This window comes from Rothia terrae, from assembly GCF_012396615.1.
Lineage (GTDB): Bacteria > Actinomycetota > Actinomycetes > Actinomycetales > Micrococcaceae > Rothia > Rothia terrae.
The window spans coordinates 16,306-37,996 of sequence record NZ_JAAXPV010000022.1 but is presented as its reverse complement, the minus strand read 5'-3'; the positions used below and the strand labels follow the sequence as shown (position 1 = coordinate 37,996).

General features: G+C 53.8%; 18 protein-coding genes. 6 read left to right on the top strand and 12 right to left on the bottom strand.

Annotation, left to right across the window (positions count from 1 at the left end; genetic code table 11):
- Positions 1–505 precede the first annotated feature (505 nt).
- Positions 506–748, bottom strand: a complete 243-nt coding sequence (locus tag HF984_RS10365; protein WP_168615602.1) for a hypothetical protein — start codon at positions 746–748, stop codon at positions 506–508.
- Positions 749–756: 8 nt separating this feature from the next.
- Here HF984_RS10365 and HF984_RS10360 point away from each other — a divergent pair, with 8 nt between their 5' ends.
- The 4 genes from HF984_RS10360 to HF984_RS10345 are packed head-to-tail and all read left to right on the top strand — an operon-like array spanning position 757 to position 4,661.
- The gene (locus HF984_RS10360; protein ID WP_168615601.1) at positions 757–3,453 is read left to right on the top strand and encodes an FtsK/SpoIIIE domain-containing protein; all 2,697 of its coding nucleotides are present in this window, start codon (positions 757–759) and stop codon (positions 3,451–3,453) included.
- A gap of 5 nt (positions 3,454–3,458) precedes the next feature.
- Positions 3,459–3,998 (top strand): hypothetical protein, encoded by a 540-nt coding sequence (locus HF984_RS10355; RefSeq protein WP_168615600.1) that lies wholly within the window; start codon positions 3,459–3,461, stop codon positions 3,996–3,998.
- A gap of 12 nt (positions 3,999–4,010) precedes the next feature.
- Entirely contained in the window at positions 4,011–4,277 is a 267-nt protein-coding gene (locus HF984_RS10350) for a hypothetical protein (RefSeq protein WP_168615599.1), read from the top strand.
- The gene (locus tag HF984_RS10345) at positions 4,278–4,661 is read left to right on the top strand and encodes a hypothetical protein (RefSeq protein ID WP_168615598.1); all 384 of its coding nucleotides are present in this window, start codon (positions 4,278–4,280) and stop codon (positions 4,659–4,661) included. It begins immediately after the preceding gene.
- 405 nt (positions 4,662–5,066) lie between these two features.
- Here the strand turns inward: HF984_RS10345 and HF984_RS10340 are convergent, their stop codons facing one another.
- From HF984_RS10340 to HF984_RS10330, 3 genes are all read right to left on the bottom strand, one after another.
- Complete coding sequence (locus tag HF984_RS10340; protein WP_168615597.1) at positions 5,067–6,350, bottom strand: glycosyltransferase 87 family protein; 1,284 nt, start codon at positions 6,348–6,350, stop codon at positions 5,067–5,069.
- Entirely contained in the window at positions 6,351–6,836 is a 486-nt protein-coding gene (locus tag HF984_RS10335; protein WP_168615596.1) for a hypothetical protein, read from the bottom strand.
- A 141-nt stretch (positions 6,837–6,977) separates the two neighbouring features.
- Complete coding sequence (locus HF984_RS10330; RefSeq protein WP_168615595.1) at positions 6,978–7,478, bottom strand: DUF456 domain-containing protein; 501 nt, start codon at positions 7,476–7,478, stop codon at positions 6,978–6,980.
- 150 nt (positions 7,479–7,628) lie between these two features.
- On the opposite strand from HF984_RS10330, the gene HF984_RS10325 reads away from it, so the two are divergent.
- Positions 7,629–10,436, top strand: coding sequence for a multicopper oxidase domain-containing protein (locus tag HF984_RS10325; RefSeq protein WP_343947712.1), 2,808 nt, complete (start codon positions 7,629–7,631; stop codon positions 10,434–10,436).
- Between the two features lie 28 nt (positions 10,437–10,464).
- Complete coding sequence (locus HF984_RS10320; RefSeq protein ID WP_247596606.1) at positions 10,465–11,280, top strand: lytic transglycosylase domain-containing protein; 816 nt, start codon at positions 10,465–10,467, stop codon at positions 11,278–11,280.
- 196 nt (positions 11,281–11,476) lie between these two features.
- On the opposite strand, the gene HF984_RS10315 is transcribed toward HF984_RS10320, so the two are convergent.
- The 8 genes from HF984_RS10315 to HF984_RS10280 form a co-directional block, all read right to left on the bottom strand.
- Complete coding sequence (locus tag HF984_RS10315) at positions 11,477–11,623, bottom strand: hypothetical protein (protein WP_168615594.1); 147 nt, start codon at positions 11,621–11,623, stop codon at positions 11,477–11,479.
- A gap of 19 nt (positions 11,624–11,642) precedes the next feature.
- On the bottom strand, positions 11,643–13,079 hold the full coding sequence (locus HF984_RS10310) for a cation:proton antiporter domain-containing protein (protein WP_168615593.1): 1,437 nt from the start codon (positions 13,077–13,079) through the stop codon (positions 11,643–11,645).
- Between the two features lie 527 nt (positions 13,080–13,606).
- Positions 13,607–15,202: a GMC family oxidoreductase gene (locus HF984_RS10305; RefSeq protein ID WP_168615592.1), complete on the bottom strand. Its 1,596-nt coding sequence runs from the start codon at positions 15,200–15,202 to the stop codon at positions 13,607–13,609.
- A gap of 30 nt (positions 15,203–15,232) precedes the next feature.
- Positions 15,233–16,708, bottom strand: coding sequence for an aldehyde dehydrogenase family protein (locus tag HF984_RS10300; protein WP_168615591.1), 1,476 nt, complete (start codon positions 16,706–16,708; stop codon positions 15,233–15,235).
- Positions 16,709–18,937, bottom strand: coding sequence for a choline BCCT transporter BetT (betT, locus tag HF984_RS10295; protein ID WP_168615590.1), 2,229 nt, complete (start codon positions 18,935–18,937; stop codon positions 16,709–16,711).
- Positions 18,938–19,285: 348 nt separating this feature from the next.
- Complete coding sequence (locus HF984_RS10290; protein WP_311242034.1) at positions 19,286–20,440, bottom strand: cytochrome P450; 1,155 nt, start codon at positions 20,438–20,440, stop codon at positions 19,286–19,288.
- A 164-nt stretch (positions 20,441–20,604) separates the two neighbouring features.
- Positions 20,605–21,087, bottom strand: a complete 483-nt coding sequence (locus HF984_RS10285; protein WP_168615589.1) for a hypothetical protein — start codon at positions 21,085–21,087, stop codon at positions 20,605–20,607.
- 43 nt (positions 21,088–21,130) lie between these two features.
- A complete protein-coding gene (locus tag HF984_RS10280) occupies positions 21,131–21,685 on the bottom strand; it encodes a cysteine hydrolase family protein (RefSeq protein WP_168615588.1) in 555 nt (184 codons plus the stop codon).
- Between the last annotated feature and the right edge of the window lie 6 nt (positions 21,686–21,691).

The following is a 21,691-nucleotide window of genomic DNA, read 5'->3' as shown; positions in this document are numbered from 1 at the left end:
GTTTTTTAGGGCGGTGAGCAGCGTGGCGAATTGTTCGCTGGTGAGCCCGGTTATACGCTGGTTGGGCAACGGTCTCTCCGGTATGGCTTGAGGTTATTTCTGGCGATTTAGTCCTCTTATTTTGCCACTGGTGGGGCCGTTGTCTTTTGGTGGGGTGGGGTGTGGTTGATCCCTTATGAATAAGCCTCAATCTGAACGCAAAGAGATCAATTCCGCAATTAAGTATTTCCAGAAGTATAACGCGGATAAAAACAAAATCAGTTTACGAGTTAGCACCACAAGTCTCATACAGATAGCTCTCACTGCCGTTCTCATTTATCTCGTTTCTTCCTCTCTTGGCTCGTACACCTTCTTTGGCATGCTTGCTCCCAGCTACACCAACGTGAATGCGGCTTTGCATTTATTCGTCCAGCTAGTCCTACACTCGCTCTTGACCCTCCCCATTCCAAAATGGTTGATAACAGTTACAAAGATCATCGGTTGGCTCAATATCCTAGGCATGTTCTCATCTGACGTTCGCCTCTGGACACTTCTCTTCATCCCCCTCTTTATTTGGATTGGTCGTTCCGCTAAGGCCAGGAGTTTGTAATGACTGAAAATAACTTTCCTTACGCAAGCAAGCTAAGAACAGACGTTGGTCATACGCTTGCAAAGTTTCGAGCATTTCGCGCCGATCAACACCAAAAAACCAATCAACGCATCGCGCAGCTAAATAGCGAAAACGAAAAATATCAAAACGAAGCGTCATCCTCCCTCTTGAACTTTCGTGCTGCTTTGAAGAGCGAACTTACTCGCTCCGTCCAACAAGAGAAAGCTTCTTACCAGGATGCTTTGGAACAGCAAGTTTCAGACAACGCAAAGCTATTCGCTAAAACAGCCGGCGAGCTTCGAATCTTAGCGACTCAAGCAGCCCCCGACGCGCTCGGCATAGACCCCGAAGAATTTACTGAGGACATCACTCAGAACTTTGAACGAACAGAAGGACCTGGTTCCTTAATTCGTATTGGAAACGCCCAGCACAGTGGCGGATCCGCTCCAGCGATTGTTCCGTTTCTAGGGACTTCAAACATCTCTATCTATGGAGACAGTGTCGAGGCACGCCGTGACATGGCTGAAGAAATCCTCACCAGGATATTAGCTTCAGTAAACCCTCACGCATTACAGGTAACAGTATTCGACCCAGATATGAAGGGAATTCTGGGTCAGTTCGGCGCGCTCAAGAACCACGCAAAAGTTCCCAAGAACATCCTCACTAGTCCCGGGAGCAACCGAGCTTTTGAAGAACGCCTAGAAGAAATCCGCCACGAAGCAGCACGACTAGTAGATTTACGACGAGGCAAAAACGCGCACAGCTTTTTGGACCTCTGGGAAGAATCACGCACTAAACCAACCGTGCACGTTGTAGTTGTAGATAACACTCCTGAGGTTCTTGATGATAGAACTATCAAATTCATTTCTCAGATTGCCAAACCCGAAAATGGAGTACACTTTGTAGTCCTCGAAAGCGGAGGCACCGCAATCGACTTCGGTCCGGGCAACGTAATTCTAGACCGCTCCAACCAACGTGGAACTGTTACTTGGCGTAGCAAAGACGGCACCTACACAGTATCTACAGATAGCTCTTTCACATTAGGCACGGCTTCGAGTATCGTCGAGGCCATCGCTAAGTTTGCAAACGCAGACGCCGGCCCTGAACCTATCAGCGCCGATAACCTGCGACCAGCAGATGGAACCCTCTGGGCAGCAAATAGCGCGCAAGGGCTTGAAGCTGTTATCGGTCAAAAAGAAGATGGCAGCCCGCTAACCGTAGATTTCAGAAGCGCAAACCCTGCGCGTCCCTTCGCACTTGTGGGAGGACAAACAGGTTCAGGTAAATCTATCTTGCTGCTATCTCTCATCTACTCATTAGCGGCCAAGTACTCCCCTGACGAACTAGAGATGTACCTCGTAGACTTCAAAGAAGGTCTTGAGTTCCAACGTTTTATTGGTAATGACGGCAAGAACTGGCTACCACATGCAAAAGTAGTTGCGCTGGAAGGTAACCCAGTCTTTGGGCTCTCGGTGCTAGAAGATCTCTACCAGCAATTCCAGAACAGAAGTCGTGTTTTCAAACGGGTTGGAGCCTCAAGCTACGACGAATACCGCGCCAAGGGCCATCATGATTTCCCCCGACTTCTTGTTGTCATGGACGAGTTTCAAGTAATGTTCGCGGGAAGTAGCACCGTGGCAGAAGAAGCCACTAATTTGTTGTCCCGCATCGTCCGCGAAGCACGTGCCTATGGCATCCATATTGTTCTCTCAACCCAAACCCTCAGCGGTATTGACGGTCTTCAGCGAAAAGCCGATTCAATCTTCTCGCAGGTACCCATTCGTATCTCTATGAAGAACACTGTCAATGAATCAAAGACAATTCTAGGAGACCGGAACACAGAACCCACTTTGCTCAAGCATCGTGGTGCAGTGATTGTTAACCAAGAAACCGGTGAAGATCCAGCTAACAACGTTCGCGGTACTGTGACTTTTGCAGAAAAAGAAGCTGTAAAACGTCTACAGACTGAACTATGGGAACTTGGAAAAGACCAGTACTCCATGCAGCGTCCTTACATATTCCGTGGTACAGACCCTGCAGACTGGCCGGTTCAGGTTATCGATAGTTATCAGGGCCGACGCGAGGTTCTAGTTGGAGCTTCGCTAGATGTAAAGAGCACCCCCATAACGCACAGCTTTGAGTCAAATACTTCACAGTCTTTGATGGTTGTGGGCAATAAGAACACCACCACTCAAAATATTCTGGCAGGTGCCATCCGCAGCGCAACCGAGATGGGCTACTACCAAAACCTCTACTGCATCGGTGATTCCTGGCTCTCTGATATCGCTCACCAATATGGCTTCACAGGAGACATACAGACCATCGCGCATCTGGATGCCGCGCAATGGCTTGCCACTGAATCTGATGCCCTTCCTGACCGTTCTCTCATCATTGTTGAAGATGCCCAACGCATCAATCAGCTCGATAGAGCTTTCAGCAAAAATGAGGGAAATCTCGATATTAACTCCAGCGAGACGCTTGATGCTGACTCAGGTCTTGACGCTTTAGACGCCCTTGCTCACAGTTTCGACGGTGCAGCAAACGCCTTAGATGACTCCTCCAGCATTCAAGCCACCGGTAAACAACGGTTGATTGAGCTGGTCGAGAATGGCAGCAGTGAAGGCAAAGACCTCATTATCCACATTCAGTCAACGCACGCCATTACCAATATTCTTGGCTACAGCTCAGAGGCAGTAGGCGGCACCGTTGCGGTAAACCTCCGCACCAATGATTTATCTGCACTATTCCATGAGCGTGTGGAAGCCTCTGAAGGAGACCCACGACTTCAGTACTCGCGTCCAGGTGTTACGGATCAGGTAGTCACGGCCATCCCCTATGGCTCCATAAATCTTGAGGAGAGCTAGAATTCATGCCATCACAAAATAAACAGTATGCTCTTGATGCTCAAAAGAAGCTTCACCATTTTCTTTCCGCAGAGAATCAGGCACAAAACGCAATATCTAATTTGGAATCTCAGCATCGCCAAAAACTCCAGAGCTTAGACTCTGATGCAAAGCAGCGCGAAAGGGATGAGCTCACAAAGATTCAGGGCCAGGTGCATGGTTATCAAGCTACCCGTCAACAAGAAATTGATACTCTCAACAACCACAAGCAACGTATCTCTTCTCTTGAATCTAAACTCTCTCAGATGTCAGAGGGGTTCAAAACAGGTGAAGTTACCCTCACTGATGAAGAAATAGCCGAGGCCAAAGGTAAAAATTTTGACTACTACAAAAAAGAAGTAGCAGATTTTGACCAGAGGTGGCAGAATGCACAGATTTTCAACCAGCTAGTCACTGATCACCAAGTACACCGCAAAAATAACGCAAACAAAATTGATGTGAAATTTGCTGCTTGGATTTTATGCATTCTAATTTCAATAATCTTTCTCATTATCGCCGTATATTAAAGGGGAGCATCCATGGCATACTCAGAACTCCAGCGACTCACCGAACGCATTGAACGGATAGGTGTAGCAGCACAAACAACCGGACGAAACCTTTCAAATTTTGAACGCGAGTTTAATCGACAGATCGATGAGATTAACCGAGTAATCGGCGGTTCAGCACAAAAGAAAGATAGGGATGTCACCAACGCTTTTGAGGACGCGCGACGTGAACTACGCGAAGCGGTTGAAGCCCTCAATTATGCCGCTGAGATAGCCCGCAAGTACGGTCGCTCTATCTAAATGTCCCCCACAGCACCTCCGTATACACCGCAATACACTCAAGAGATTGAAGACTATAGGGAGGGTATTCGACTCTCTAAAATAGCCCTCAAGCACCTGAGCAATGCGCAACGAGAAGCTAACCTGATAGGTAAGAAAAGCGTTTTTATCGCGGGACTCTTACCTTCCATCATTGGTGGCTCTGCGCAACGGGTTGACCACGAGGTTATAAATGTATTGCACGATGCCAGCCGAGACATAAACTCGGTTTCTCATGAAATCAACAGCATATTTAGTGCGACTGAAGCTGCTATCACCTATTACGAGAAAAAGATTGAGGAGCTCTATCAGCTAGAGGATGCAGCTAGAAGGGAGCATTACGCTTATTATGAGTCAGATTATTAGACTCGCTGAGCATATCCGTTTGCTTGCAGGAGACATCCTCAAAGTGTCGGTTAACGAAAGCTCCGTGAACCATGAAATAGAGTCAGCTTATAGGGCATTGAGTCAGGTTCCTGTCGGAACAGGCGGCGAAGCAAGAGCAACGCACAGCTTGTCCGGGCGAATTGTTTCGATTTCTGGTGATTTGAAGAAGACAGCAAACAGATTACAGAACTACGCAAATTATCTATCAAGTAGATGAGTCACTCTTTTCACAGTGTTCTAGCCTGATTCCAGTCTACTGGGAACCAGCGTCGCGTAGCCCTGCTCTAACGCACAGTGACCACGAAAGCGTCAAAATACTCCGAAAAGTGGGGGTATTTTGACGCTTTTGTGGTCACAATGGTGTTTATGTGGTCACCTTGCGGTTTAGGGGATGCGGTCCGCCTTCACGGACGCCACGCGGGTCTTCGCCGCAACAGGCAGCCAGATGTGGCGGTCAGCGATAATCACAGCAACCCAGATAAAAGCAACCAGGTACATGAGAGTCGCCGGAATAGCCGAACCAATCAGCGGTAGCGGCGGCAAGAAGTCCAAGCTCGCGCGTCCAAAATTCAGCATCTTAGCAATGCGCATGGGGCTGATATAAAGCCCAAGAGTCGCAATCCATGCCAGCACCGCAACGGTGATGCGGAAGCCCCTCCCGCGTCCGACAAAGTGCGTGCCGAAACCATCAACCCACAGCGCCACCAAAAACAGCGGCAACCAGGTGTTGTGGTGCGACCAAGAAATCGGTGACATCGCGATCATCAGCAAAGCGTTCAGAGAAATCTGCGACATCAGCATGTCAGAGCGGTTCATCACGGCAATCGCGATCGCAACGCCCACCAGCAAAATCAGGATCAGGCCGTACACTAACAAAGAAGCAAGCGGTGAATGCTCCGGCAGACCGGTGTGCAAAACATTGCCCTTGATAGAAATGTTATCGGGGTAGTTGAGGTTACCGACGCGGGCAGGGTCGCTGAGCGCGTCGAACCAAAACTGGCGCGCCTCGGTAGGAATGAGAATGAAGCCCAAAGCGATAGTTGCCGCGAAAGAAAGACCGAGGGTAATAACACCCTTGACGTCCTTGCGCATGAGCAAAATCAGGCCGAATGCCAGCGGGGTCAGCTTAATACCGCCCGCAACACCAATCAGCACGCCGCGCGGTACGCGGGTTGCCGGGCGCAGAAGGTCAGCCAACACTAACAGCATAATCAGCGCATTAATCTGGGTGAGACCCAGCGTGCTCCACCAGGGGCCGGACGCCACGATAACGCCCATAATGGTGGCGATAGTTCCGCTATGCCCCAGATATTTTTCAAGAGGGAAAGTCTTACCGCGCTGATGAGCGTAGTCGTAGACCAGCTTAGAAACCCACCACGCCATACCGAGAATCAACAGCACCATCAGCAGCGCCCCGATTTTCTCGGGGAAGATACCGAAAATCATGAAGATCATCGCAGCAAACGGCGGGTACGTGAACGGCAAACCACCCTGGAAGGTGTAAAGGTCAGTCACAGAACCCCAGCCATGCACCAGGGTGTGACCGCCACGCCAGTACACCGAAAAGTCGATACCGCCGCGAGTCAGAGAATCAAATGAAATCAGCCAGACAACAACAGCCAGAAAAACAAAGCCTACCCAGGCAAATGGGGCACGAGTTTTGGGCACTTACTGCTCCTTCTGAGCAGAATCTGATTTAGAAACAGCTACAAGATTAGTGGGGCGGCCCTTCTTGGGCGCGCGACGGAATGCCTTCTTAGCCGCAGGCTTAGCGGACGCGTCCGATGCGGCGCCCTCGTCCTTCTTCGCAGCCTTAGGTACGGAAGCGATAGTCAGCGCCGTGGTGATAACCAGCAACGCGAGCGCGGCATAGTACATGTAGGTGCTCGGGTAGAACCAGTATATGTCGGTGAACATGCCGATGCCGGTAAGGACCAGCAGAATAAAACCGAGCCCCGTAAGACCGAGGAGTACCCCCGAGAACTTGGTGGTTTTGGGTGCTCTAAAACCTATGTAGGCGCTCATCAACACGAAAAGAATCGGGAAGAAAATCTGCCCCGACATGGTGAGCGAATCGTTGGAGTAGCGGTACATGCCCATCGCCTGAATGATGGCGGTGGCTAGCAATAAGATGAGGGCTGGCAAAGATTTCACGCACGTAAGTTTACCGCAGGTGCCCTGTTCGACACCGTGAGGTGCTACGTGGGGTTGTTCTCTTTTACTATTGCGCCGAGACTGCACTTTAATCCGGATTTTGAGTGAAAACAGGGGTTAAAGTGCAGTCTCGGCGTGAGCTTACACGGTCACAAAGTAAGTGATCGCACCGATGGTGAAGATGGTGCCGACGACCAGGGCGCAGGACAGCTCGACGAGGATGCCTAAGCCCATTGATTTGAGGGCTGCCAGCGTGCCGGGAATTGCCTGGCTGAGGTTGCGGTGGCGGGCTGCTTCGCTAGCGAAAAGTCCCACCGCAAAGCCGATGAAGAGCCCCACCACGGGAATCACGAACATGCCAATCACAGCACCGACGATGCCCCACAGAATGGACTTATTGGGAATCTGCCGACGCTTGAGCGTGCGGCCTGTCAGAGCCGCCTGTGCACTCATACCGATAATGACGGCAATACCGCCAAGGGCAAGCGTCCACCAGCCTTCGGGCCCGCGGATGCACAAGCCCCACAGCACAATGCCGGTAAGAACCGCGAAAGAGCCGGGCAGAATCGGGTAGACGATACCGATAATTCCCACGCCAATAAGCAGCGCGGCAACGAGGGTGATGATGATTGCGAAGGTCATATCTTCAAGACTATAGGAGCGGAAGCTTCTGCGAGGCGTACCACCCCTTTTTTTGCTTTGCGTGCGTTTACCCACTACGGGTTGGGTTCCGGCGTCTTACAAGAATATAATTGCCTCAGAAATACCAATTAAACGCACATGAGGTGAATCGTGCCCGACTCCCCTAATCCCCAGCGACGCTCCGTCTCTATAGGTAGCATCGGGCACAAGCCTGTCCACGCGCCCGGCCAGCCGGTCAGCGACAAACAGGCACGCGATAAAGCAACAGGACGCGCCACCTGGCACCGCAAGGCATCCAAGCCGGTGAGCGTATGGATGATGGCGCTCTTTGTAGTGCTCATGACGCACCGCTGGATTCCCGAGTCCTTGTGGCTCATGGTGCACATGATTACCCTAGGGCTGATCACCAACTCCATTTTGGTGTGGAGCCAGCACTTCACCGAGGCACTGCTGAAAAACCGTCTGCCCGATTCGGCGCGCGGTGAGCAGATTCGTCGCATCTACCTACTCAATGCCTCGATTGTCACCATGATGGTCGGCGTCATTTTCAACCTCTTCCCGGTGACACTTGTGGGTTCCACGGGCGTCGGGCTTATGGTCGCCTGGCACGGCTATTCACTGCTCAAACAGGTCAAGCAAGCCCTCCCCGCGCGCTTTCAGTCGACTATTCACTTCTACATCGCAGCGTCCTGGTTGCTACCGATCGGTGCAGCATTCGGTGCAACTCTCGCGGCGGGTCTGAGTAGCCAGTGGCACTCCCGTTTTCTGCTAGCTCACGAGGCAGTCAACGTTCTGGGCTTTGTCGGCTTCACCGTGGTGGGAACGCTTATGACGCTGTGGCCCACCATGCTACGTACAAAGATGATGCCGGACGCCGTCGGCACCTCTCAACGCGCGCTGTACATCATGAGTGCGGGCATTGCGGTGACGGTTCTCGGCGCACTTGCCGGTTGGCGTTTTGTCGCCGTTACCGGTCTTGTTCTGTACGCTCTCGCGCTCTGCCTGGTTGCCTATCTAATGATTCGCACCTGTGTAACCAAGAAGCCGACCGAGTTCGCAACCATGTCGGTGGCAGCAGGTTTTGCGTGGTTTATTATCGGTGTGCTGACAGCCGCCACCCTGGTTGCAACCCACGATTTCCCGTCGCTCAACCTGCGCACCGCCACCCCCATGTACACGGTGGGCTTCTTAGTCCAGGTTCTCCTCGGTGCTATGTCGTACCTGCTTCCCGCACGCATGGGTGGCGGGCCGGCAGCAGTGCGCGCCGCCAACAAAGAGTTCAACAGGTTCGCTGCAGGACGCGTGCTCATGGTCAACCTGTGCCTACTGCTCTTTGTTCTCCCCGCCAACTGGACGGGTTCGTGGATTCGCACTACCACGTCCTTACTCGGCGCCTTCACACTCTTCGCGTTTGTTCCGCTCATGCTTCGCGGAGTCAAAGCATCCGTTGCCAAGCGCAAAGAAATGATCCTGGCACGCTCACGTGGCGAGGCACCCAAACCCGACCCCGAGGCACTAACCCCCGCCCCGGCGTGCCACCGTCGCAACATGGCAATCGGCGCGGCAGCCGTTGCACTCGTTACCCTCCTCGGCTTCATCGCAGACCCCGCAGCAGTGCGCCTACCCGGAAGCACACAAGCATCCAGCGTGCAAGCAACCGGCGAAACAACCACCGTTCAAATAGAAGCCACCAGCGACATGCGCTTTACCCCCGACACCGTTGAAGTCCCCGTCGGCAATCGCCTGATGGTCGAAGTCAAGAACACAGACACCGGCACCGTGCACGACCTCGCCTTCGAAAACGGCACCGAAACCGGACGCATCGACCCGGGCCAAACCGCCAGCGTGGACGTCGGCATCATCGACGGAAACCTCGAAGGCTGGTGCTCAATCGTCGGGCACAAAGCAATGGGCATGAACTTTCACGTGATCGCTACCGACGGCGACAGCGCTGACTCAGCCTCATCCGGTTCAATGAACCACGACGCCATGAGGCACGGCACTGCCGACTCCGCCACCATGAAATCCAGCGACATCGACCTCGCCACCGCACCCGAAGGTTTTGAGGCGCGCGACGCGTCCCTAGCACCCATCGACGAAAGCGAGATTGAAGACGGCGCCACCATCCACCGCGAAACCTTCAACGTGGAAGAACTGCAACAAGAAATTGCACCGGGCACCAGCATCAACGCCATGACCTACAACGGCAAGTACATGGGCCCGACGCTACGCGGCAAGGTCGGCGACATTTTCGAAATCACACTGGTCAACAAAGGCACCATGGGGCACTCGCTGGACTTCCACGCGGGCATGGTCTCACCCGACCCGGTGATGAAAACCATCGCACCCGGCGAATCCCTCACCTACCGTTTTGAGGCGCGCGGCGCAGGCATGTGGCTGTACCACTGCTCATCCATGCCTATGAGCTCACACATGGCAGCGGGAATGTTCGGCGCCGTCATCATCGAACCCGAAGACCTGCAACCCGTCGACCGTGAATACGTGCTCGTGCAAAACGACACCTACCTCACCGACACCGGCGAAAAAGCAGACAACGGCAACATGCTGGCAGACGTCTCACCCGAAGGCATCTCAGCAGGCACACCCACGCTGACCATGTTCAACGGCTACGCCAACCAGTACATCTACCAGCCACTGCAGGCGAAAGTCGGCGACCGCGTCCGCATGTGGGTGCTCGCTGCAGGCCCCTCTAAAGGCACCAGCTTTCACGTGGTCGGCAGCCAATTCGACACCGTCTATAAAGAAGGCGCCTACTCCTTGAAGAACGGGCAGGACGCCTTCGGCACAGCAGGTCACGCGCAAGCACTCGATCTGTCGGCAGCCCAAGGAGGCTTCGTCGAAATGGAAATGCTAGAACCCGGCAACTACGCCTTCATCAACCACGACTTCGCAGAAGGAGAGCGCGGCGCCAAGGGCATCCTGCACGTCAGTGAGTAGACAGGATGATTATGTGACCTAGGTTCGTATGATGAGATCCAATTCAGACTTCTTATACTGGACGTCCTCGTCGCCTCAAATGCGTATGCTGCGCTCAACACCCCTAAATACTGACGCCGGAGCATTCTCCCGCGTCCTCGCCCCCAGTTATGTCAGTCCCGCCACCTCTTCTACACATTTGCAGGTGCAAACAACTAAGCTAGATGCGATGGTTGAAGAGAAGAAGAGCGTCCGCGCACCTAAGAAGTTCATGGCTGGTTTTCTGGCGCACTGGCAGATTGTTGCCTCGGCTGTTTTGCTGGGTGCAGGCGTCACCGGTCTTGCTGCTACCTATGAGGATTACTGCGGCATGACTGATTTGGCGTACGCGCCGACGGAGGTTCGTGACGAGCTGCAGCGCGCATCCGAGGAATCCGGTGTACGCACGGGTGTTCTTGCTTCTCAGTTGGAGACTGAGAGCCACTGGCGTGTGGGCGTTGCCTCGCACGCGGGCGCGCAGGGTCTGGCGCAGTTCACCCCTGAGACGTGGGAGATGTGGGGTCAGGGTGGAAAGATTACCGACCCCGAAGATTCTATTAAGGCGCAGGGCCATTATTTGGCGTATTTGCGTGAACGTTTGGCGCCGTTGGCTGATTCTGAGGACGAGCTCGTTGATCTCATGCTCGCTGGCTATAACGCGGGCCCGGGCGCGGTTGAGCATTACAAGGGTATCCCGCCGTATGGTGAAACGCAGGAGTACGTGAAGAAGATTGATGCCCTGGCGAGTAGCAAGTACAAGGTGACGTGCGATCCTGATCCGCAGTTTAGCCAGGCGCAGATTAGTTACCCGGTGACTAACGACTAGGTTTAAACCGCGAGAGGCTGAGGGGAAATTTTCCGAGCGAGCAAGGAAATGAAAATCTCCATTCAGAAAGCCCACCGATTTACGTGCCCGCGGCGTGATCCTAGTGAGCACATTTTTATACCGCGAGAGGGGAGTTGTGTTGCACTTTTTAACCTAAAAGCGCAACACAACTCCCCTCTCGCGCATCGTATACTCTCTATTCCATCTCAATAGGACCGACCAGACGCATTTCTTCAATGTCGTAGCGGTCCATCATGGCAATAAGTACTTCATCGTCGATCCTGCCCGCATCACGCAAATCGATAATGTGCTGGCGGGCACTCTGAATAACTCGCAGGCGCAAGGCATTTTCCGCGCTAACTTCAGCTACTCGCTCGTTTTCTTCGTTGCCTGCCTGCCAGCTTGTTGCGATGGTGAGCTTGCGTTCCCATTCTCCGCGGACGCGGTCGGCTGGGCCTTGCGGTACGTCGAGTTCTTCTACGAGCTGCGGCAAATCTTCCAGCACGCGTTCGGCGGTGGTACGTACTGCTTCCTTGAATTCTTCGGCGTCCGCTTGAGAACGCTGTGCTTCTAGCGGGTTGGGGTTCTTTTGGGTGAGTTCTACAACCTTGGGTAGTAGTAGCCCTTGCACTAGAAGCGAGAGAATGACGACGCCTGAGGTCACGAAGATAATCTGGTCGCGGTATGGGAAGGGTTCGCCGTTTGCGAGGGGTCTCAGGAATAGAGAAGGCTACCGCAAGTGAGATTGCTCCGCGAAAGCCTGCCACGGTCGACACCAGGCGTTCAAAGACGGTGGTTCTGCGCAGTTTTTGTGAGGGACGGCGGTCTAGCATTCGGATGAGGCGAATGATAGTTTCCCCGAAGATCCAGCGTGCCAGCATCATGGCGCAGTAAATGGCGACGGTAGCTAGTAACGCGTGCGTCAAGGAGTCGCTGTTGAGCCCGCGAACGGTGGCCGGCAGGTAGAGACCTACCAGCAAGAAGAGCAGAGAGTTGAGAATGTAGGATGCGACACCCCACACTTGGCGCGCCAGAACTCGAGACTGCATAGAAACAAATTTGGGTCCCACCTGCGCCATGTACAGGCCGGTGACTACTACCGCAAGAACACCGGATGCTTCAATTTCTTCTGCCAGAAAGAAGGCGATAAACGACGTCACCATGCGAAAGGCGCTGGCGATCATGTGCGACTCAACAAAGCGTCCGATGCGGGCAATCACCCAGCCGACAGCGAGACCAACGACTGCGCCGCCCACGAAGGACAGCAGGAAGCTACCGATAGCATGGGTTGCGGTAATTTTTACCTCGTCAGTGGCGTATTCCAGCGCGAGCGCAAAAACTACCAGCGCGGTACCATCGTTGATGAGGGATTCTGCGCGCAAAACAATCATCTGACGCGGCGATATTCCCTTGCCGAGGGCGGCGACCGCGGTCGCATCCGTAGGGCCTACTGCTGCACCGATGAGCAGGGCCGCGCCGAGCGTCAGACCTACCAGATGCCCAACTAGCCCCACTGATACGGCAACAAAGATCACCATGAGCGTGCCGTTGAGCATGATACCGCGGAAGGTGCGCTTGATGCCTCGTAGGGAAATGTTCAGCGCCTCCCAGTACAGCAGAAGAGGCAGAAAGACACTCAGCACAAGGTGCGGGTCGACGGCAATCGGTGGCAGATGCGGGATGAAAGAGACGAGGGCACCCACCGCAATAAGCACTAGGGGCGCTATGAGCTTGAACTTCTCAGCAATGGTGTTGCCGATAATGATGGCGGCACCAATAACAATCAGGATTTCGACCACAAGCGTCCTTGGGGTGTGTGAAGAAGACAGAAGAAAAGCCGGTAACCACAGGGCAACCGGCTTTGGCGTTGACAATTAGTATAGCTATTACACATAGCTTTCTTTATGTGACGTAGGGCATAATGTAATTATCCGCATTTTAGGAGAGCCCCATGAGCGAATCACACGACAAAGAATCCAGCGCCCTCCCCATAGGAATCTGCGGGGCAATCGCATCCCTGGGAATGCTCGGGATAATTTTCTTTCGCCTGCCCGCAATCTTCATGTACGTGGGCTGTAGGCATGACAATGAGCACGTACTACTACTTCTCACAGGTCGGCAAAGACTACTAACCGCGGGATAGCCGCGAGAGCGGCTGGTGGGCAGTTTTCCGAGCTAGCCGTGGCGGATGCGAGCTAGCGAGTATGCAAAGAGCCACGGCTATAAAACCCGCGGGCAAGTAAACCCGTGAGCTTTCTGAGTGGAGATTTTCATTTCCTCGCTAGCTCGGAAAATCTCCACTCAGCCTCTCGCGGTTGAGAAGTCCTTATGCGATGTCCTCGGTGATGAGCTCAGCTGCTCGCTCACCAATCATGTAGCAGGTGATGTTGGGATTCACCGCGGTAATCTCGGGCATCACAGAAGCATCCGCAACACGCAAACCGCTAACACCCTTAACGCGCAGGCGAGCGTCCAACGGTGACATAGCATCATCGTCAGCACCCATGCGCACAGTACCGACCGGGTGGTAGACGGTGTTGTGGCAGTCGCGCACGTAAGTTGCGAGTTCTTCGTCTGACTGCTTATCTACGCCGGGGAACTGCTCCTCACCCTTCCACTCAGCAAGAGCCGGCTGTTCCGCGATTTCGCGTGCCTTACGAATGCCCTCAATCATGATCTTCATGTCGTAGCCTTCAGCATCGGTGAAGTAACGGGGATCGACCTTGGGCTTGTCGCGGAAATCCATGGAACGCAGACGCACGGTACCGCGCGAGCGAGCATGAGGCACGTTCGGGGTTAGGCAGAAGACATTGTTGGTGCCGGGCATACCGCGTCGCAGGGTGTGCATATCGAAATTCACGGAGCCGTAGTGCATCATGAAGTTAGGACGACCCGGGAACTGCTCCTCGTGCCCGGTTTCTAGCTGGGTGAAGATGCCAATTTCCCACCACTGGGTGGAGTCTTCAACCATGGGCTTCTTAGCTTCCCACTGGATAACCGCTTCGGGGTGATCCTGAAGGTTTTCACCCACGCCGGGTGCATCAACCAGAGTTTCTACGCCAACTTCTGCCAAGTGTTCCGCCGGGCCAACGCCTGAAAGCATGAGCAGCTTGGGGGTATCAATAGCGCCTGCGGAGAGAATAATCTCTTCACGAGCCTTGATAACGCGAGGCGTACCAAAGGCGTTGTCCACTACCTCAATGCCGGTTGCGCGTTTGTTCTCGTCAATGAGGACGCGCTTTACCTGAGTGCTCGTGATGAGGTGAAAGTTTTCTCGGTCGCGAATCGGGTGAATGTAAGACACCGATGAGGACGCGCGGGTGCCGTCTTCCTTGCGGTTAATCTGGAAGAAGTTAGCGCCGTTGATAACGGTCTTACCCGAGTTGAACTGGGTGCGCGGAATACCTGCCTGTTCACAAGCATCAAGGACGGCGACGCCGCAGGGATCTGCCGGGGGCACGTTCATCAGGCGCACGGGGCCGGAGTCGCCGTGGTGCTCGTTGCCTGCCTTGCCAGCGTCTTCATTGTTTTCTAGCTGCTTATACAAGCGGAAGGCGTTTTCAGCGTTCCAGCCGGTGGCACCGTACTTGGTTTCCCACTCGTCCATGTCTTCAGCGGGTGCCCAAAAAGCAATGCAGGAGTTGTGCGATGAGCAGCCACCCATGACCTTTGCACGCGCCATGCGCATGAAGGAGTTTCCGTTTTCTTGGGGTTCAATCTGGTAGTCCCAGTCGTAACCTGATTCGAGCAGTTCCATCCAACGGTTAAGCTGCAGGATTTCGTCAATGCCCTGGTCATCGGGGCCTGCCTCAATAAGTGCTACCTGCTTATGTGGGTTCTTTTCGCTCAGTCGCGCAGCTGTTGCCGCACCGGAGGAGCCACCGCCAACAATAATAAAGTCGAATTCCTGGATTTCTGCCATAGTTTTCAGTCCTTCCAATTGTTCAGTGGTTTACTTGGTGTCTTCGAACCAGCCCGTCACTGCGGGTGCAGTGTTGTGGTAGATGTGCTTGGTTTCGGTGTACTCAGCAAGACCGTGCAGGCCCAGCTCGCGACCGGTGCCGGACTGCTTGTAGCCGCCCCATTCTGCCTGCGGCAGGTAAGGGTGGAAGTCGTTGATCCAGATGGTGCCGTGACGCAGCTGCGCAGCGATACGCTCAGCACGACCAGCGTTAGACGTCCACACCGCACCCGCCAGACCGTAGTGAGTGTCGTTGGCAGTTGCTACTGCTTCTTCTTCGGTGGTGAAAGTTTCAATGGTGACGACGGGCCCGAAAGCTTCGTCTCGCACCAATGACATACCGCGTTTGACCTGATCAATTACGGTGGGTTTATAGAAGTAACCCTTTTCTAGATCGCCCTCGGTTGCCCATTCGCCGCCGGTGAGGACGCGAGCGCCTTCTGCCTTGCCCGCCTCCACATAGTCGGTGATCTTCTGACGGTGTTCTGCTGAGATGAGCGCACCGGTTTCTGCGTTTTCATCGAAGGGCCCACCAATGCGAATGTTCTCGGCACGGCGCACCAGTTCCTTGGTGAATTTTTCGGCGATAGATTCCTCAACAATGATGCGAGCGCCCGCCGAGCAGACCTGGCCAGAATGTACGAAAGCACCGTTGAGCGCGTTGTCTACTGCGGCGTCAAAATCAGCGTCGGCAAAAATAACGTTGGGGTTCTTGCCGCCCAACTCGAGCGCTACTTTTTTGACGGTAGCAGCAGCTGATTCGGCGATCTTTCGGCCGGTCGCCAAGCCACCGGTAAATGACACAAGGTCAACATCGGGGTGGCTAGAAAGCGGCGCACCGGCCTCTGCGCCTGCGCCCAGCACCAGGTTGGCAACGCCTGGGGGCAGTCCGAGTTTATCCAGCACATCAATAATCAAAATTGCGGTGTGCGGCGTAAGTTCAGCGGGCTTGAGGACGAAGGTATTTCCGGCAGCGAGCGCGGGAGCAATTTTCCAGGCAGCCTGCAAAAGCGGGTAGTTCCAGGGGGTAATCATGCCGCACACGCCAACGGGCTCGTGCACGATCTTAGAAACCACGGCGGGGTCACCAGCATCGACCATACGACCAGCGTCCTGCCCGGCAATTTTGCCGTAGTACTCAAAGCAGTTAGCGATGTCGTCCATATCAATTTCTGACTCGACCAGGCGCTTACCGGTATCTAAAGATTCTGCGCGTGCGAACTCGTCTTTGCGTTCGCGAATCTGCTCAGCGACTTTAATGAGAAAGCTACCGCGCTCGGGTGCGGTGATATCCCATGCTTTGTTATCAAACGCAGCGCGGGCAGCGGCAATAGCCTTTTCTGTATCGGTAGCTGTAGCTTCTGCAACTACACCTACCTCTTCGCCGTTGGCAGGGCAGACAATCGTTCGGGTTCCGCCCTCGGTGGCTGCAACCCATTCACCGTTGATAAAGAGGGTCTTGCTCATTTATTTTTCTCCTTTATCTGAAGCAGGATTTACTGCGATAGAACCTGATGTAGCTTTTTCGTCTTTAAAGTCTTGCGACCAGTCAATCAACCCGGTCTCAGCTCCAATGATTTCAGTCGCCCCGGTCACCGGGGTAACACCTCGGGCAATCTCCACCGGGGTTACACCTGATAAGCGAATAAATTCCAAGTGTCTCTCGTGGTTATCCAGCACATCGTGGATAATCTGCTCCTTGGTGTACCCGTAGATGTCGTAACCACGAGAACCAGTAATAGCAAAAGGCTCCAACCTGAAGTAGAGATCGTCCTCACGGTCGGTCGCCAGCAAATACTTAGGTGTCTGGCTCGCTACCGGATAAACCTGGTAGATAAAGTCCTGTTCACCGTCCATATGCTCAGTGAGGGTAATGTAAGGAAGCTGCGTCGCGGGGTCGTGCCCCTTTTCAATCTCTGCGTTGACACCTGCATCGCAAAGAGCAGCTGACACCTCAGCCAAAGCCGGTTCGACAGTGCCTTGCATGTATCGGCTAATGGCACGAGCATCCGGGTAAGAAACCGAGCGAGCCAGGCGCTGACGCCAGTTACGCTGATTAGTCGCCGGCTCGATGCTCATCGTTCGGTTGGACGCGCGAATACCGGCAAGCGCGGCGGCGCGTGAATCAATCTGATGGCGTTCCAGCCGTAGAGCTTTCCACAGACCAAACATCACCAAGTATAAAACAATCGCAAACGGCAAACCAAAGACGATGGTGGCGGCCTGCAAAGTGGCGATACCGCCTACCAGCAGCATGGCAATAGTGAGCAGGCCGGTGGCAACCGCCCAGAATACACGCATCCACTTGGGGCCATCCTCATTAGGATCTTCAATGCGCGTAGCGAAGTTTGACATCACCAAAGCACCAGAATCCGCACTGGTCACGTAAAAGAGTAGTCCGGTAAACGTTGCGACCGCTGCGGCAGGAACAGCTCCGGGATATTGAGCCAGTAATGAGTAAAATGCCTGCTCAGGCTCGTTCATAATGACATCACCGAACGCAGAGTTGCCCTGCTCGTAAATCAGTTCCAAAGCAGCGTTACCGAAGATGGAAATCCACAGCAGAATAAAGATGAAAGGAATGGTCAGTGTTCCGATAACGAACTCGCGGATAGTACGACCGCGAGAAATACGAGCGAGGAACAGGCCCACAAAGGGAGACCACGCAACCCACCATGCCCAGAAAAATAGCGTCCAACCATTCATCCATTCGGTCGGATGATCGTACGCCATGGTGTTCATGGTCATGCCCGGGAAGCGGCTCAGGTAATCACCCAGATTCATGATGATGGCGTTCATCAGGGTTTCTGTCTTACCCATCACCAGCACGTACAGCATAAGAGCTACAGCCAGGTAGATGTTGAGCTCTGACAGTCGACGAATGCCCTTATCAACGCCAGAAACCGCCGACGCGATGGCTAGAGCAACGGACACAATAATCAGACCAATTTGAACAGCGGTACCCTGCTCCCAGCCAAAGAGAAACTGCAGACCGTAGTTAATCTGAACCACGCCAATACCCAAAGAAGTAGCAACACCAAAAACAGTGCCAAGCAAAGCTGCTACATCAACGGCATCGCCCATGCGTCCTTTGATGCGACGTCCAATAATGGGGTAAAGCGCAGAACGAATGGAAAGAGGCAGGTTATAGCGAAAAGCAAAGAAGCCAAAAGCCATACCCATAAGGGCATACATACCCCACCCTGTAATGCCGTAGTGGAACAGCGTCCACACCACTGCTTGACGGGCAGCTTCAGCAGTTTCTCCCTGCCCCTGCGGCGGGGTGTAATACTGAGTGACCGGCTCAAGAACCGAATAGAACATGAGGTCCACGCCGATACCGGCTGCAAAGAGCATAGCTGTCCATGAGAACAGTGAATACTGCGGACGCGAGTGATCCGGCCCCAAACGAGTATTTCCCTGTTTAGTAAAAGCCACCACAACGATGAACACCAAGACCAGGGTAGCGGTTAGAACATAAAACCAGCCAAAACTTGAAGATACCCAGCCAACCACCGCGCCAAGCGCTGTCTCGGCAGAGGTGGGAGAGAAAATGCCCCACAGAGAAACAGCTAGGACACCAAGCGCCGCACCTAAAAAGACCCACCAATTAGTTGTACTGGTGGGATTCTGAGAATGCGGGGAACTTTCTGATTCATCGCCGGGCGGGGCGGAAACATGGTTACTAACGCTCAAACTTTTGACTCCTTCTGTACTTCGATTGAATGTGGTTCTTAATCGGGGACTCGAGAAGACTTAAAGAATCTATCAAAAAAATAACCGTTTGGTTAGTTTTTATGCATAAAGAGCTATTGAAAATGCAAAAATATGCAGGCTGTCTAGTGTAAATACATCTTTTTAATGCGAGAGGGGAGGGATGTGCCGTTTTTTAGCTAAAAACGGCATATCCCTCCCCTCTCGCGGCTAAAGAATGCTTTTCATTAGAAATATTCGCGGGCAAGTAAACCCGTGAGCTTTCTGAGTGGAGATTTTCATTTCCTCGCTAGCTCGGAAAATCTCCACTCAGCCTCTCGCGGTTAAAAATTAGTTGATAACAGCTTTCACCGTTGAGTAGCCGGCAGCCGGGTAAATCGCGTTCTCGGTCTTCTTAACCTCAATAGATTCAGTGCCCTTCAGCAGCTCCTCCATGAGCACTCGCAACTCCAAGCGCGCCAGCGGCGCACCGGGGCACACGTGAATGCCCGAACCGTACACCAAATTCTTCTCTTGGCTGCGCTCGGGCTTGTACTCCAGCGCATCTTCGAAAGCATCCTCATCGCGGTTAGCACTTGCCCAGTTGATGGTGACGCGCGACCCCTCGGGCAGGACGCGTCCGCCCACCTCAACTTCTTGGGTGGTGATGCGGCGGTTAGTGACCAGCGGATCTTCCAGTCGCATGATTTCTTCAACGGCCGCAGGAATCCCAGCCGGGTTCTCGCGCAGACGCTTCTGCTCTTCGGGGTGGTTTGCCAAGAAGTTCACGATGATACCCGCGCATGCTGAGACGGTGGACAGCTCACCCACGGTCCAGTTGCGAATGAGCGAAATCAGCTCTTCCTCAGTCATGGTGCGCTCCCCCTCGGGCAACTTCACGGTGTCATGAAGCAGCTCGGTGGTGACGTCCTGCGGCGCGTTATCGCCAGCGTCGCGACGAGCCTGCAACAGGTCGTGAATGTAACCATCAAATTCCAGTGCTACCTGGGCAATCTCCTCGCGGTCGCGCTTGAGGGTTGCTTTGCGGTTCTTATCAATCCATTCAATCAGCGGACGCTCAAGTTCGGCGGGCCAGCCCATGAACTCGTTTTGGATGCGCATGGCGTACAGTTGGGCGAAATCGTCCATGATTTCGACTTCTTCACCGCGGGGCAAATCGGCCACCAGCTCGGCCAAAATTGCGCGAGCTTTAGGTTCAAACGCATCCATGCGTTCAGGGGTGAAGTACTTGTCATTTACCGCGCGGAAGGCAGTGTGTTCGGGGGCATCCATACCGTTGGGAACAGCGATGTGGCGGGTTGAGACCTTGTTGGAGAAGATTTCGGGGTGTTCGTTGACGTAGCGAATATCCTCGTTTTTGAACAGTGAATAGCCCATGAAATCGTCGTGCGCGACGGGGCATTTGCTACGCATGCGATCGTAGGCGGCTACCTGGTCTTTCTGTACGTCTTCAGATCGTGAATCCCAGTCGTTTTCTATAGTCACTGTGTGCTCCTTGTGAAGGTGGTTCGGTGATGGTTCAGCACGCAGAGCTAAATTGGCATCTGCGATACTTATTTATATTTTGACACTATCACCAGATCTTACGCGGAACACCGAAATAGCAAGGTGACTTACAAAACAGGCGCGCCACAGCGGCACCCCGCGCCCTAGCTACGCGCAGGAGTCTCGCGATCTGCCACCGTCAACCCCACCAGTACCACAGCAAGCACCGCAAACACGCCCGCAAAGACCAGCATGGACGCATTCGACGCGCCCCCACTAAAGAGAGTGGCTATCACGCCGGTTGCCACAAAACCACCCAGATAGGACGCGGTGCGATAGAAGCCGCTATTGATGCCCATATCTTTGGGCGGGCTGGCGATATACAGCATCGCCTGGTTACCGACATTCGCAAGCCCCATTGCCACGCCTGAAAGAGTCACACCAACAACCGCAATCGCAACGCTCATGAGCGCAGAGCCGCCCACCCCCACCGAGAAATACTCACCAATGCTGACCAGCGCGGTGGCAACCACCGACGTATTGAGCGGGTTCAGCGTAACGCCCAGCAAGAGCGCAAGAGTGAATCCGCGCGTGAAGGGGTTGCCTTGCCCAGCCTGAGAAGGATCAGAATGATAGCGACTGGACACAGCAAACTTTCTTTTCAGCAACGGACGGCGGTGAGAGCGCGAACTACGCCAGGAGATCCAGCACATTCTGGGTGGTACCGATTTCCGCAAACGAGGGCATAGAAATCTTCAGCGCGCTTTCCAGACGCTCGGGCATACCGTCGGTCACCGCGTCCGAAACTACGGTGACGTTGTAGCCGGCGTCGAATGCTGAACGCGCCGTTGACTCAACACCGACCCCCGCAGCAAGACCGGTAATAACTACCTGGGTGGACCCGTGCTTTTTGAGGTATTCGGTGGTTTCAGGAACGGTAAAGCAGCTCAGTGCACGCTTGAACACCACAAGATCGCGAGATTCATCAATGGGCAGGTTCTCATCGGGGGCGTTCCATGACTCATGATGATCGCCTGCGGGAGGTCCCATTTCTTTACGGTCGGCAGGCATGCCCAGCGCACGCACCCAAATCACCGGCAGGTTGCGCGCGTGGAATTCGTCCGCCAAACGAGCAGTGTTCTTCACGATTTTTTCGCGTTCTGCAGGGTCTGCAAAGTTCAAAATACCCTGCTGAAGATCCACAGCAATAAGCGCTGACGAAGCATCAATAGCGGTGAGAGTCATCGGTAA